The organism is Streptomyces sp. NBRC 109706, assembly GCF_000974485.1.
In the GTDB taxonomy this organism is placed as follows: Bacteria; Actinomycetota; Actinomycetes; order Streptomycetales; family Streptomycetaceae; genus Streptomyces.
In genome coordinates this window covers 1-11786 of record NZ_BBOM01000005.1, presented here as the reverse complement: position 1 = coordinate 11786, position 11786 = coordinate 1, and the positions used below count along the sequence as shown (strand labels likewise).

At 70.5% G+C, this 11786-nt stretch carries 17 protein-coding genes; 6 read left to right on the top strand and 11 right to left on the bottom strand.

The genetic code is table 11. From position 1 onward, the window contains the following. Window positions 1-177: 177 nt before the first annotated feature. The gene (locus AOM46_RS05105; RefSeq protein WP_062206500.1) at window positions 178-942 is read left to right on the top strand and encodes a bifunctional 2-polyprenyl-6-hydroxyphenol methylase/3-demethylubiquinol 3-O-methyltransferase UbiG; all 765 of its coding nucleotides are present in this window, start codon (window positions 178-180) and stop codon (window positions 940-942) included. Between the two features lie 2 nt (window positions 943-944). On the opposite strand, the gene AOM46_RS05100 is transcribed toward AOM46_RS05105, so the two are convergent. From AOM46_RS05100 to AOM46_RS05075, 6 genes are all read right to left on the bottom strand, one after another. Next, a complete protein-coding gene (locus tag AOM46_RS05100) occupies window positions 945-1424 on the bottom strand; it encodes a MarR family winged helix-turn-helix transcriptional regulator (protein ID WP_062206499.1) in 480 nt (159 codons plus the stop codon). A 66-nt stretch (window positions 1425-1490) separates the two neighbouring features. Further along, window positions 1491-1862 (bottom strand): hypothetical protein, encoded by a 372-nt coding sequence (locus tag AOM46_RS05095; RefSeq protein ID WP_062206498.1) that lies wholly within the window; start codon window positions 1860-1862, stop codon window positions 1491-1493. A gap of 24 nt (window positions 1863-1886) precedes the next feature. Beyond that, on the bottom strand, window positions 1887-2303 hold the full coding sequence (locus AOM46_RS05090; protein WP_062206496.1) for a hypothetical protein: 417 nt from the start codon (window positions 2301-2303) through the stop codon (window positions 1887-1889). A 21-nt stretch (window positions 2304-2324) separates the two neighbouring features. Further along, the gene (locus tag AOM46_RS05085; RefSeq protein WP_062206494.1) at window positions 2325-2693 is read right to left on the bottom strand and encodes a hypothetical protein; all 369 of its coding nucleotides are present in this window, start codon (window positions 2691-2693) and stop codon (window positions 2325-2327) included. A 223-nt stretch (window positions 2694-2916) separates the two neighbouring features. After that, a complete protein-coding gene (locus tag AOM46_RS33845; protein ID WP_158920257.1) occupies window positions 2917-3093 on the bottom strand; it encodes a hypothetical protein in 177 nt (58 codons plus the stop codon). A 221-nt stretch (window positions 3094-3314) separates the two neighbouring features. Next, window positions 3315-4520 (bottom strand): helix-turn-helix domain-containing protein, encoded by a 1206-nt coding sequence (locus AOM46_RS05075; RefSeq protein WP_062206490.1) that lies wholly within the window; start codon window positions 4518-4520, stop codon window positions 3315-3317. Window positions 4521-4780: 260 nt separating this feature from the next. Between AOM46_RS05075 and AOM46_RS05070 the strand changes: the two genes are divergently transcribed. The 3 genes from AOM46_RS05070 (at window position 4781) to AOM46_RS05060 (ending at window position 6281) form a co-directional block, all read left to right on the top strand. Further along, a complete protein-coding gene (locus AOM46_RS05070) occupies window positions 4781-5578 on the top strand; it encodes a class I SAM-dependent methyltransferase (protein ID WP_062208470.1) in 798 nt (265 codons plus the stop codon). A 100-nt stretch (window positions 5579-5678) separates the two neighbouring features. Next, entirely contained in the window at window positions 5679-5993 is a 315-nt protein-coding gene (locus AOM46_RS05065; RefSeq protein ID WP_078856499.1) for a 4a-hydroxytetrahydrobiopterin dehydratase, read from the top strand. 75 nt (window positions 5994-6068) lie between these two features. Continuing rightward, a complete protein-coding gene (locus tag AOM46_RS05060) occupies window positions 6069-6281 on the top strand; it encodes a hypothetical protein (protein ID WP_062206488.1) in 213 nt (70 codons plus the stop codon). Window positions 6282-6290: 9 nt separating this feature from the next. Here AOM46_RS05060 and AOM46_RS33840 read toward each other — a convergent pair whose 3' ends face one another. Both AOM46_RS33840 and AOM46_RS05050 read right to left on the bottom strand, forming a co-directional pair. Then, the gene (locus AOM46_RS33840; RefSeq protein WP_158920255.1) at window positions 6291-7217 is read right to left on the bottom strand and encodes a hypothetical protein; all 927 of its coding nucleotides are present in this window, start codon (window positions 7215-7217) and stop codon (window positions 6291-6293) included. A gap of 164 nt (window positions 7218-7381) precedes the next feature. Further along, window positions 7382-7996 (bottom strand): TetR/AcrR family transcriptional regulator, encoded by a 615-nt coding sequence (locus AOM46_RS05050; protein WP_062206484.1) that lies wholly within the window; start codon window positions 7994-7996, stop codon window positions 7382-7384. Between the two features lie 48 nt (window positions 7997-8044). Between AOM46_RS05050 and AOM46_RS05045 the strand changes: the two genes are divergently transcribed. After that, entirely contained in the window at window positions 8045-8980 is a 936-nt protein-coding gene (locus tag AOM46_RS05045) for an NADP-dependent oxidoreductase (protein WP_062206482.1), read from the top strand. Window positions 8981-9079: 99 nt separating this feature from the next. Here AOM46_RS05045 and eno read toward each other — a convergent pair whose 3' ends face one another. Continuing rightward, on the bottom strand, window positions 9080-10357 hold the full coding sequence (gene eno, locus AOM46_RS05040; RefSeq protein ID WP_062206480.1) for a phosphopyruvate hydratase: 1278 nt from the start codon (window positions 10355-10357) through the stop codon (window positions 9080-9082). Window positions 10358-10525: 168 nt separating this feature from the next. Here eno and AOM46_RS05035 point away from each other — a divergent pair, with 168 nt between their 5' ends. Then, window positions 10526-10948, top strand: a complete 423-nt coding sequence (locus tag AOM46_RS05035) for a MarR family winged helix-turn-helix transcriptional regulator (protein ID WP_062206477.1) — start codon at window positions 10526-10528, stop codon at window positions 10946-10948. Window positions 10949-10979: 31 nt separating this feature from the next. Here AOM46_RS05035 and AOM46_RS33835 read toward each other — a convergent pair whose 3' ends face one another. Both AOM46_RS33835 and AOM46_RS05030 read right to left on the bottom strand, forming a co-directional pair. Then, window positions 10980-11153 (bottom strand): hypothetical protein, encoded by a 174-nt coding sequence (locus AOM46_RS33835; RefSeq protein WP_158920253.1) that lies wholly within the window; start codon window positions 11151-11153, stop codon window positions 10980-10982. Further along, a partial coding sequence (locus AOM46_RS05030; protein ID WP_158920251.1) for a transposase occupies window positions 11150-11786 on the bottom strand: 637 nt, incomplete at its 5' end. The genes AOM46_RS33835 and AOM46_RS05030, both read right to left, overlap by 4 nt.

The window sequence follows — 11786 nt, the reverse complement described above, 5'->3', positions numbered from 1 at the left end:
GGTGGTGGGCGAGGACATGGGGGCTCTCCTGTCGCGAGGCGGTGCGCCAAGAAGTCGGCGACTGAAAAGACCGTAGCAGATGGTTCTGTTGCAGACTATCTCTCTGGGTCCTACCTGTGGGCCCGCTGGCATTAACCGTTCGACGCCGCCGCCCGCGCTCGGGAATCGTGGGGCGACATGCGACAGGACGAGATCTGGAACGCCGACGCCGCCCGGCGCTACGACACCCCGGGCACCGGGATGTTCGCCCCCGAGGTGCTGGAACCGACCCTGGACCGCCTCGCCGAACTGGCCGAGGGAGGCAGGGCACTTGAGTTCGCCATCGGCACCGGACGGGTCGCCGTCCCGCTCGCGCGACGCGGCGTGCCGGTGGCCGGAATCGAACTCTCCCCACCGATGCTCGACCAACTCCGCACCAAGGCGGACGACGCGACGATCCCCGTCGTCGTCGGCGATATGGCCACCGCTCGCGCCCCCGGCACGTTCCGGCTGGTCTACCTGGTCTTCAACACCATCGCCAACCTGCTCGAACAGGCCGAACAGGTCGCCTGCTTCCGCAACGCCGCCCGCCACCTGGAACCCGGCGGCCGGTTCGTCATCGAGCTATGGGTCCCCGACCTGCGCAAACTACCGCCCGGGCAGCCGGCCGTCGTCATGGCGGCGGACCCCGGCTATGTCGGCGTGGACACCTACGACGTGCTCCACCAGCAAGTCGTCTCCCACCACTTCCGCTACGACGAGCAGGGCGGGAACGGTGCCGCCGCGCGGCTGTTCCGCACCCCGCACCGCTATATCTGGCCCGCCGAGCTGGACCTCATGGCCCAACTGGCCGGCTTCGAGCTGGAATCCCGGCACGCCGACTGGAGCGGCGCCGAGTTCACCGCCGCATCACGCTCGCATGTCTCCGTCTACCGGCTCGCCGCCGCCGGCCACGAAAGCTGAGGTCAGCGGGCCCGCTGCCGGGCCCGCCTGGTCGGCTGGGGCGTCGCGACCGGCGTCCCCAGCGCCCCACCGGCCAGCGCGGTGAGCGCCTTGACAAAGACCTCACGCTCACGGGCCGGAAGCGTTTCCAGAGCCTCCCGGTGCACCCGGTCGGCGACCCGCTGACTCCGCTCCGCCAGCCGCGCGCCCTCCTCGGTCACGGCGATGATCCGCGCCCGCCGGTCGACACTCGACGGCCGCCGCTCGGCGAGCCCCGCCTTCTCCAGCGCGTCGACGGTGACCACCATGGTGGTCTTGTCCATGCCGCCGATCTCGGCCAACTGGATCTGGGTCCGCTCCTCCTGCTTGGCGTGCACCAGCACGCAGTGCATCCGGGCGGTCAGCCCCAACTCGGCCAGCGCGGCGGCCATTTTGGTGCGCAGCACATGGCTGGTGTGATCCAGGAGATAGGAGAGATCCGGCGGGCCGCTGCTGGCTGTCATGCCCCCAGGGTAGAACGAAACAATCCGGTCGCGGATGATCCGCGACCGGAGCTGTTTACATCAGGTTCATGTGGTGGGGACTTGAATGCTGATGTCGGCGTCGATGGCGTCCAGGGCCTCCTGGACGGCGCCGTTGTCGGTGAGGGAGGTGATGGGCGCCCAGCGGGCGTCGGGGTTGGTGTCCTCGGTGACGTCCGGGACGGTGTTGAGCGTTCCCCCGTCGAGCACCCACAGCTCACCCTCCTTGTCCGGCGTCGGCTGCACGGTCCAGGCGCGGGTGATGTCGGTGAGGTGGCCGGTCTGACGGGCGAGGGTGAGCCGTCCGGTGAGGGCGAGGTCGCCGTGGGCGGGGACGGCGGCCTGCGGTAGCTCGTCGCGGTGGAGGAGGGCGTATCCGTTGCGGGTGGTGACGAGGATGATGACGGTCTGCTGTGCCATGGCTGTTCTTTCTTTTTGTCTGTTCTAGGTGTAGGCGGCGTCGGGGCGTTCGCCGTTGATGAGTACGGGTACGCGGCGTCGTTGGGCGGCGGCGGTGAGGGCGTTGCGGATGATGGGGGGTGGTTCGTGGAGTTCGCGGAGGGGGAGCCAGGCGGCGTTGGTGGGGAGGTGTTTGTGTGCGCCGGCGGGGATGGTGGGGGTGTGTCCGCCGTCCAGGACGTAGGTGAGGGTGTTGGTGGGGTGGTGGGTGAGGCTGATGGCGTAGGCGTCGGTGACGCCTCGGTCGTAGCCGGTGGTGTCCATCAGCGTTTCGCGTGCGGTGAGGACGGGGCAGCGGCCGGGTGGGATGGTGCCGTGGGGCAGTGTCCAGCCGTCCGGGCCCTGGACCATCAGCAGGTGCCCGTCCCGGGTGGTTGCCAGGACCATGAAGGTGATGAGCATGAAGTTGTTTGTCCTTGTTGATCAGTTGAGGGAGATGAAGTAGCCGGTCAGGGCGGTGCCCAGGCACATCAGCCCGACGAACGCCGGCCCGAACGCCCGGTCCAGAAACGCCAGCACCGGTCTCGGCACCGGGTCCGGGTTCTCGTCCTCATGCCGGCGGCGCACGACGCGCCAGTGCTTCTCCGCCCGCGCGAGAAACAGGTCGTGGTCCGGGTGTTGGGCGGTGTGCTGAACGGTCCAGACCGCAACGGGCTTCGCGTCGTCGTCGAAGAGCGGCGAGCGGGCCTCGCAGACCATGCACTCCACGCCGTATATCCCGGTCGGCGCCCCGGGCCCGAGTTCGTCGGTGAGGACCCAGTCCGCACCCTTGATGATCGGCTCCCCGGTCATGCCACGTCACCGACCTCGAACCGGTAGGCGCGCGTCAAGTGCTCGCGGTACGCGAGGTGATCCGGATGCAGCGCACGGTGCTGGGCAGCCCACTCCGCACCGTCCTCCGCGTCCTGCCCCCTCGGCCCGAAGAACCCACAGGCCACGCACTCCAACACGAACGACGCGGCTTCCCCGTCATCCGCCCTGAGCACGAACCCCGCCGAGTCGCACCCCCGCAACGTCACGGCAACTCACCACTCTTGACCCGATAGTTCGCCTCACTCGCCGCGTTCCGCGCCCGCAGCCGGGCCAACAGCTCCGCATGCGGGTCGGGCTCTGCGGCCTCTGCTTCGTCGTTGGGCTCTGAGACAGGTGGCCCGATCTCGGGTGGGGGCGTGGAGCGGTCCTGTGGGGTCATGAGGTCCTCCCGGTCGCGTCCGGCAACGCCTTGGGGGGCGCGGGACGGCCGGAGCCCCGGGGCAGACAAGAGGCTCGCGTTTTGATCTCGACCATGCGATAACGCTATGGAGTCGCACGATCACTTATCAATGGCACTTGATGACCCTCCGGCTGTCATGTGCCACAGATGGTTATCGGCATTAAGGTCTTGGTACTTCGGTTCGCTCGCTGAGCGATGTACTACAACGGCAGTCGAACCACGTCCGCCAGGTGGCGCATCTCGGGGGTGAGGGTGCGGCGGCGTTGGACGAGGAGGGCGAGGACTTCGCGGGCGTAGCGCTGGTGGGGGAGCCACTGAGGTGCGTCGCGTTCGATGCGCAGGAGCGTGTCGACGGCTTCGGTGTCCTGTCGGGTGAGTACCTGGGCGTGTGTCACGTCCAGGAGGTGCCGGTTGCGGTTCGCGGTGGTGGGCGGCAGTCTGGTCGCGCGGATGCGGTCTGCCAACGTGAGCACGGCGTCGGGCTTTTCCTCGACCATGGCCTGTTCGGCTCGCTGCATGGCGACCGTCAGCGGGGTGAAAACGCGGATGAAGCCCGCCCGGCGGGATCGCGACGAGGCGCGTGCCGGGCCGATGGTCACGGCCGCCGCCGTGGCCAGGCGAATAGCGTGGGCGGCCTCTTCGGAACGGGCGTCTCTGGAAGCCGTCGCCGCGACGCGCAGCAACAGCCAGCCCCACGCGCTGAGTTCTGCTGGTGTTGCGCGGGACAGGCGTGGCTCCAAGTCGTCCGCCCACCGCGTGGCCAACGCGCTGGCTTCCGCGAGCCGGCCGCGTCGGAGGAGCAGCCAGGTCCGGTTGTTGGCGAGTGCCGCTCCGTGCAACTCGTCGGGGGCGATCCGCTCCGCCGCTGCGAAGGCGGTGTCCGCGATTCCGTAGTTGCGCGTCTGCGTCATCAGTCGGCCGGTCATCTGGAGGACTTCCATCCGCAGCATCCGGCCCGCCGCCGGGTGTTGCTCGGCCAGCAGGTTGGCATCGCGGATCAGCCGGGGGAGCGCGGTTGCCAGAGCACCCAGGTCCCCGCTGGTGTAGGAGCTGATGGCGCGGTCCAGTTCGCCGCCGACGCCGGCGGCCGTGGGAGATTCCTCGATCTCCGAACCCTCATCCGGCCCGGCGGCAAGAGCGGAGCCGACATCGGCCCAGCGTTCCGCCTCCACACCCTGTGCGGGAGCGGCGTCACCCGCTTCGGCGGCGATGAGCGTGGTGGTCGGTACGGACAACGCGGCGGCGAGCTTTCGCGCCGTTTCCAGACGGGTGTCCGTGCGCTCGCCCTGCTCAAGCTTGCGAATCAGGGAAAGACTCACTCCGGATTCGTCGGCGAGCCCGCGCTGCGTCAAACCCCGGCGTTTGCGGATGACTTGGAGGCGTTCTCCGAAGCTGGCGGCAGACATGGCGCGGTGACTCCGTCCGTTGATCGACCCGAGGAACGTAACGCCCGCCCGTGGCGGTCGGATCCTTCTCCCTCATAGTCGCGCAGTCGACGTGGGGCCCGTACCTCTTGAGTTCCGGGGGCCTTCTTCCATCACCGCCTTTTACCCCGCCACGGGGTACTCCCGTTCGGTTCGTGACGGGCAGAACGTCGGGCAGTACCGCGCGGCCGTGCTCCGGGGCAGACTTCTAATGGACGGTTCCTCGTGTTGCGCCCGAAGTGATCCGGTTCTACCAGTCCACCATCAGTGAGGCCGAGCGGTTGACGTCGTCGGCGGATGGGAAGCTGGAGTTGTTGCGGACGCAGGAGCTGCTGCGGCGGTTTCTACCGGCTCCGCCGGTGCGGGTGTTGGACGTCGGCGGTGGGCCGGGGACGCATGCGCGGTGGTTGCTCGCGGACGGGTACGAGGTGCGGTTGGTCGATCCGGTGCCGCGTCACGTTGAGCAGGCCGGTCGTATCGCCGGCTGCGAGGCGGGGGTTGGTGACGCGCGGCGGCTCGATGTCGCCGACGGGTCTTTCGACGTGGTGCTGTTGTTGGGCCCGCTCTACCATCTGCCCGAGGCCGGCGATCGGCGGCGGGCCCTGGCCGAGGCGTTGCGGGTGCTGCGGCCCGGTGGTCTGCTCGCGGCGGCGGGGATCAACCGTTACGCGTCGCTCTTCGAGCACACCGCGTACGCGCATCTGCAGCGGGACGGCGTGCGGGAGAGCGTCGCCGACGTGCTGGCGACCCAGATGCACGGTGGGGAGCGGGGGTTCACCACCGCCTACTTCCACTCCGCCTATGACCTGGTGCGGGAGATCGCGGACGCCGGGTTCCGCGATGCGGAGGTCTTCGGGGTGGAGGGGCCGACCTGGGCCATGCTCAAGGCGACCGAGCAGCACACCGGTGCCAGTGTCGCCGACACGCCGCTCTTCGAGGCCGCCCTGACCGCCGCGCGGATGGCCGAGCCCTACCCGGAACTCCTCGCCGCCAGCTCCCACCTGCTCGCCATCGGCCGCAAGCCCACCCCGCCGGGGTGAGGGCCCACGGCGGGGGCGGTTCGTTGACAGAGCGTATGGCGTCCACATCGGTGGGTTGGTCATGATGGGTGGGCACCCTGACAAGCGGAAGGGCACTGAGATGGCGGAGGTATCTGTGGTGCTCTCCGATGCGGAGGTCGAGTCTCGGTTGGAGTCGTTGGCGGGGTGGCGGCGGGAGGGGGAGACAATCAGCCGTTCGTTCGGGATCCGCTACCACGGGGGTGTCGCGTTGATCGTGCACGTTGCGGACATCGAGCGGTTGATCGGTCACCATGCGGACATCGATCTGCGGTGGGACCGGGTCCGGTTCGCCATTACCACCCACGATGCCGGGAACCGGCTCACCGCCGCCGACTTCGACCTTGCCGAGCGCATCGACGCCATTGCCACTGCCCACGGGGCAGAACCCCTCTGACCTGTTCGCCGCGCCACCCACTGCCGTCGCCATCGCGTCCGTTGTGAGGCGGGGCTTGGCACGCGCGGCGGCTCGATGTCGCCGAACGGTTCCGGGGTGGAGGGGCCGACCTGGGCCATGCTCAAGGCGACCGAGCAGGACACCGGTGCCAGTGTCGCCGACACGCCGCTCTTCGAGGCCGCCCTGACCGCCGCGCGGATGGCCGAGCCCTACCCGGAACTCCTCGCCGCCAGCTCCCACCTGCTCGCCATCGGCCGCAAGCCCAGCCCGCCGGGGGCGGTTTCTTGAGCCGGATGGTCAGGGGCCTCCCGTGGCGTCGGTGGACAGTGCGGTTCTGAGTCGGCCGATGCCGAGGAGGGCATAGCCCATGGCGATGACGGCGGCGGTCATGCCGAGGCACATCGGGAGGAAGTCGCCGGAGTCGGGGTCCAGAAAGCTGCTGTAGGAGGTCACATCCGCCTGGATCATGAAGACGAGGTAGGCGAGCAGCGGCACCGTCCAGGTCAGCGGGTACCACCAGCGTGCGGTGGCCTGGCTACGGCCGACGAACATCCAGTCGGCGAGCACCAGCAGGGGCGTCACCAGGTGGGTGTACAGCGAGGCGGTGCCCTCGTAGTCGCCGGACATCATGGTTGCCCAGACGATGGCCACCAGCAGCAGCACGATGGCGGTGGAACCGCGCAGCCAGCCGGAACGTGGCTCGTGGCGGCGCAGACCGGTGACGAACGGATGGGCGGCCAGGGCGAGGTAGACGAACATCGCGACGAAGCTGGACAGCGGGCTCAGTTCCCTGAGGCATTCGATCGGCCGTCCGGTGTCCTCGGCGAAGGCGTGGTAACCGGTGTACGCGGCGAACGCGATCACCAGCCGCCAGCAGGTCACCCCGACCAGCACGGCCGGCGAGGGCCGCTCCGCCGGTGGCTGCCCGCCGCCCCGGTACTGCTGCTGCCCGTACGGGGCTTGGGGGTACGGGGCTTGGGCGTACGGAGGTTGGGCGTACGGGGAGTGGCCGTATGGCTGCTGAGCCGGCGGGTACGGCTGCGCCGGGAACCGTGGTTGCGCCCCGGGCGGGGCGTACGGCTGCGCGGCCGGCTGTCCGTAGGGGGCGGCGGGCTGGGCCTGGTGGGCGGCCCAGGCCCGGTCGTACCCCGGCTGCGGCGGCTGCGGATACCCGTAACCGGGCGGGTTGGGCGGGCCGGGTGGCATGGCGGGTGAGTCTGTCACGGTCGTTCCCCCTGTGCTGCGTCGCTGTGTGCCGTGGTGGTCGACAGGACAGCGTTTCCCGCTATCACGCGTCTTTCGCGAGCGCCGTTCCCGCTCGTCGCGCGGCGGGCGGCGGGCGGGGGTTGAGTGCGCGCACGCTTCGCCGCGTCGTGGCCGGCGCCGTTTCAGGCGCGCATGGGCATCCGTGCGGCCGGGGGGAGGGGAGTCGTGTCGGGGGTGGCGCGGAAGGAGGCGATGATCAGTGCGGCGAGACGGCGGGTCGCCGTGGCCTGGGCGGTGGGGGTGGTCGCGCGGACGCCGTGGCTCGCCTGCATGGCGAGGACGATGTCCTCCAGGACGACGTCCGGGCGGAGATCGCCGCTCGCCTTGGCGCGGCGGATCAGTTCGAGCAGGCCGCGCACCGTCCGGTCGTGGGCGGCGGCGAACTCGGCGTGGCGGGAGAGTCGCATGAGGATCGCGCGCAGCCGGGCGTCGCCGTCGTAGGCGGTCACCAGCTTCTCGATCGCCAGGGAGAGGCCCTGCCAGGGGTCGGGGGCGGCAAGGCCCTCGTCGACGGCCGTCGTGCAGAGGGTCATGTCCTCGGCGAAGGCGGCGTTGAACAGCGCCTGTTTGGTGGGGAAACGCCGGTAGACGGTGGCCGTGCCGACCCGGGCGCGGCGGGCGATCTCGCGGACCGGGACGGCGAACCCCTCGGCGGTGAAGGCCAGTCGGGCGGCCGTCAGGATGCGGTCGCGGTTGTCGCCCGCGTCCGAACGCAACTGACGCACTTCGCTCGGCATGTTCTCACTTTAGCCAGCGGTCGGTTCGGCCGGCCTACGTTCGTCGGCATGAGAACAGTTCAGTACGCCGAGTATGGCCCGCCCAGCGTCCTCCGCATCGTCGAGGAACCGGAACCGCACGCGGGGCCGGGGGAGATCCGCGTCGCCGTGCGCGCGTCGAGTGTGGCGCCGGGGGAGGTGCACAGCCGGTCGGGGGTGATGCGGGAGGTGTTGCCCGCGGTCTTTCCGGTCAGGACCGGCTACGAGGCCGCCGGGGTGGTGGACGAGGTGGGCGAGGGCGTGACCGGCACCCGGGTGGGGGACGAGGTGTTCGGCGCGACCGCGGTCACCCGCAAGGACGCCAACGCGGACTACGCGATCCTCGCCCTCTGGGCGCCGAAGCCGGCGGCGTGGAGCTGGGCGGAGGCGGCCGGTGCGACGGGCGCCGTCGAGACGTCGTTCCGCGTGCTGGACCGGCTCGCGGTGGGTGCGGGGCACACCGTGCTGGTCAACGGGGCGGCGGGCGGGACGGGTTCCGTCGCGGCGCAGCTCGCGGCGGTGCGCGACGCGCGGGTGATCGGCACGGCGAGCGCGCGCAATCACGACTTTCTGCGCTCCCTCGGCGCGGAGCCGACGACCTATGGGCCGGGGTTGGTCGAACGGGTCCTGGCGCTCGCGCCGACGGGGGTGGACGCGGTGTTCGACTGTGCGGGCGGTGCCCTGCCCGATCTGGTCGCCATCGCCGGCGACCCGGCGCGGGTGGTGACGGTCGCGGATGTCACCGCTGCCGCCCATGGCGTGCATATGTCGCACATCCTGCCGGGCATTCCCCTGGGCCCGCCCGATCCGGTCGCGGCCCACGGCCTGACGATCGCCGTCGAACTGGCCGAACAGGGGCGGTTGCGCATCCCCGTGGCGGGGACCTTTCCCCTGGCCGACGTCGCGGCCGCCCACGAACTGAGCGCGGGCGGCCACGCTCGCGGCAAGGTCGTCCTGCTGCACTGAACGGGGCCACCGCCGGGCACCACGGCGGGCGAGCGGGTCGGTTCGTGGCGGAACGCCCGTGCCGTGGTCCGGCGACGGGCGCTGCCGAGGGGAGTGGGTTCAGCGGTGGAGGGCGGTGGTGGCGGCGTACTGGGCGGTGGTGCCCAACTGCTCCTCGATGCGGATGAGTTGGTTGTACTTGGCGGTGCGGTCGGAGCGGGAGAGGGAGCCCGTTTTGATCTGGCCGCAGCCGGTGGCCACGGCGAGGTCGGCGATGGTCGTGTCCTCCGTTTCGCCCGAGCGGTGGGACATGACGACGGTGTAGCCCGCCCGGTGGGCGGTCTTGACGGTGGTCAGGGCCTCGGTCAGGGTGCCGATCTGGTTGACCTTCACCAGGACCGAGTTGGCGATGCCGGAGTCGATGCCCTCGCGCAGGATGGTCTCGTTGGTGCAGAACACGTCGTCGCCGGTGAGCTGGCAGCGGGCGCCGACGCGTGCGGTCAGGTCGCGCCAGCCCGTCAGATCGTCCTCGGCCATCGGGTCCTCGACGGAGACGACGGGGTAGGCGTCGATCAACTTGACCAGGTAGTCGGCGTGTTCGGCGGGGCTGCGGCGCACTCCCTCGCCGGTGTAGTCGTAGGTGCCGTCGTGGAAGAACTCGGACGATGCCGGGTCCATGACCAGGCCGATGTCGGTGCCGGGGCGGTAGCCGGTGCGTTCGACGGCGGCCACCACGAAGTCCAGGGCCTCCTCGGCGGTGCGCAGGGCGGGGGCGAAGCCGCCCTCGTCGCCGACGCCCGTCGAGTGGCCGGCGGCGAGGAGGTCGCGGCGCAGGGTGTGGAAGATCTCGGAGCCCATTCGCACGGCCTCGGCGAAGGTGTCGGCGCCGATCGGGGCGATCATGAACTCCTGGAAGTCGAGCGGATTGTCGGCGTGGGCGCCCCCGTTGACGATGTTCATCATCGGCACGGGCAGCAGCCGGGCGTCGGAGCCGCCGAGGTAGCGGTAGAGCGGCAGGCGGTGGGCGGCGGCCGCGGCCTTGGCGGTGGCCAGGGAGACGCCGAGGATCGCGTTGGCGCCGAGCCTGGCCTTGGTGGGGGTGCCGTCGGTGGCGACGAGGACGGCGTCGAGACCGGCCTGGTCCTCGGCCTCGCGGCCGGTGACGGCGGCCGCCAGCTCGGTGTTGACGTGGTGCACCGCCTGGTCGACGCCCTTGCCGTGCCAGCGGGCCCGGTCGCCGTCGCGGAGTTCGACGGCCTCGCGGGCGCCGGTCGAGGCGCCGGAGGGGACCGCGGCCCGGCCGATGGATCCGTCGGCCAGCTCCACATCCACCTCGACGGTGGGGTTGCCCCTGCTGTCGAGGACGCTGCGGCCGATGACGGAGGTGATGGCGGTCATGGGAGTCCTCCCGTTGTCGCATGGTGCCGGGCTCGGCTGCGGCGACGGTGACGCGGGGACCCGGCACGACAGACTCTACAGCAATGCTGTGCAGTTCTGCTGTTCAGTTGCGCTGGACAGGTGTGCTGTTCAGCCCTGCTGTGTACTTGTATGGCGTTAAAATTCGGCATGCCCCTTCCGGAATCCGCCGATGTCGCGGCCGAACTGCGCACCGCGATGGGAAAGCTCACGCGGCGCGTGAAGCGTGAGGACCAGATGCCGCTCGGCCAGGTGGCCGTTCTCGGCGCGCTGGACCGCAGCGGTGCGATGACGACCAGCGAGCTGGCGGCCGACCAGCGGGTGCGCCCGCAGTCCATGGCCCGGGCCGTCGGACTGCTCATGGAGCAGGGGCTGATCACCCGCCGCGCCCATCCGACCGACGGCCGCAAGAGCCTGGTCGAGCTCTCCGCGGCGGGGCGGGCGCTGCTGGAGGAGGAACGGGAGCGCCGGGCGGACTGGCTGGCGCGGGCGATCGAGGCGGAGCTGACCGTCGAGGAACGGGAGTTGCTGGCGCGCGGCATCGTGCTGGTGGAGAGGCTCGCGGCGCACTAGCCGCACCGACCCCCGCCGCTTGGGCTGGGGCTCAGGCGAGGGAGGGCCAGCGGGTGACGGCCCAGGCCGGCCAGTCGGTCCAGCCGGCGGGTGGATCGCCGATCTCGTCACCGGCGAGTTCGGCGGCGTCGGGCTCCTCGAAGAGCGTCCGCCAGTGGGCGAGTTCCGCTTCGCCGATCGGGAAGGATGCTCTTATGGATGTCAAGCAGCGGTTGCGAGGTGATTCGGGGCCGGTGCGGTGGCGTTCGTGGTGGTCAGGACGTGGTAGACCTCGCGGGCGACGAACCGCTTGAGGCAGCGGATGATCTCCTTCTTGGACAGGCCCTCCTTGGTCCGTCGCTCCATGTACTGCTTGGTGCGCTGGTCCCAGCGCAGGCGGCAGAGCACGATCCGGTAGAGGGCCGCGTTCGCGGCCCGGTCACCGCCCCGGTTGAGCCGGTGGCGGTGGGTGCGGCCGGATGACGCGGGCAGCGGGGCGACGCCGCAGAGCATGGCGAACGCCGCTTCCGAGCGGAGCCGGTCGGGGTTGTCGCCCGCGGTGACCAGCAGCTGGCCGGCGACGTCCGGGCCGACGCCGTTCAGCTCGGTCAGGGCCGGGTTGATCTCCTGGGTGAGCGGGGCTATCAGCTCGTCCAGTTCGTCGATCTCCTGGCCCAGGTCGCGGTGGCGGCGGGCGAGAGAGCGAAGGGCGATCTTCGTCGCGGTGAGCGGACCGCCGGCCTGGTCCAGGCTCGGGCGGAAGCCCGCGCAGGTGGTCAGCAGGTCCTTGTCCTTCAGGTGCCGCAGCATGGTGCGGACGCCTTCCGGCGCGGTGACGATCAGGTTCTTGACCTGCCGC

Coding starts and splice junctions, on each gene's coding strand:
- AOM46_RS33845 (WP_158920257.1), bottom strand. CDS start 3,093: ATGACCCCACAGGACCGCTCCACGCCCCCACCCGAGATCGGGCCACCT.
- AOM46_RS05095 (WP_062206498.1), bottom strand. CDS start 1,862: ATGGCACAGCAGACCGTCATCATCCTCGTCACCACCCGCAACGGATAC.
- AOM46_RS05085 (WP_062206494.1), bottom strand. CDS start 2,693: ATGACCGGGGAGCCGATCATCAAGGGTGCGGACTGGGTCCTCACCGAC.
- AOM46_RS05075 (WP_062206490.1), bottom strand. CDS start 4,520: ATGTCTGCCGCCAGCTTCGGAGAACGCCTCCAAGTCATCCGCAAACGC.
- AOM46_RS05050 (WP_062206484.1), bottom strand. CDS start 7,996: ATGCCGAGCGAAGTGCGTCAGTTGCGTTCGGACGCGGGCGACAACCGC.
- AOM46_RS05100 (WP_062206499.1), bottom strand. CDS start 1,424: ATGACAGCCAGCAGCGGCCCGCCGGATCTCTCCTATCTCCTGGATCAC.
- AOM46_RS05060 (WP_062206488.1), top strand. CDS start 6,069: ATGTCGCCGAACGGTTCCGGGGTGGAGGGGCCGACCTGGGCCATGCTC.
- AOM46_RS05065 (WP_078856499.1), top strand. CDS start 5,679: ATGGCGGAGGTATCTGTGGTGCTCTCCGATGCGGAGGTCGAGTCTCGG.
- AOM46_RS05090 (WP_062206496.1), bottom strand. CDS start 2,303: ATGCTCATCACCTTCATGGTCCTGGCAACCACCCGGGACGGGCACCTG.
- AOM46_RS05035 (WP_062206477.1), top strand. CDS start 10,526: ATGCCCCTTCCGGAATCCGCCGATGTCGCGGCCGAACTGCGCACCGCG.
- eno (WP_062206480.1), bottom strand. CDS start 10,357: ATGACCGCCATCACCTCCGTCATCGGCCGCAGCGTCCTCGACAGCAGG.
- AOM46_RS05105 (WP_062206500.1), top strand. CDS start 178: ATGCGACAGGACGAGATCTGGAACGCCGACGCCGCCCGGCGCTACGAC.
- AOM46_RS05045 (WP_062206482.1), top strand. CDS start 8,045: ATGAGAACAGTTCAGTACGCCGAGTATGGCCCGCCCAGCGTCCTCCGC.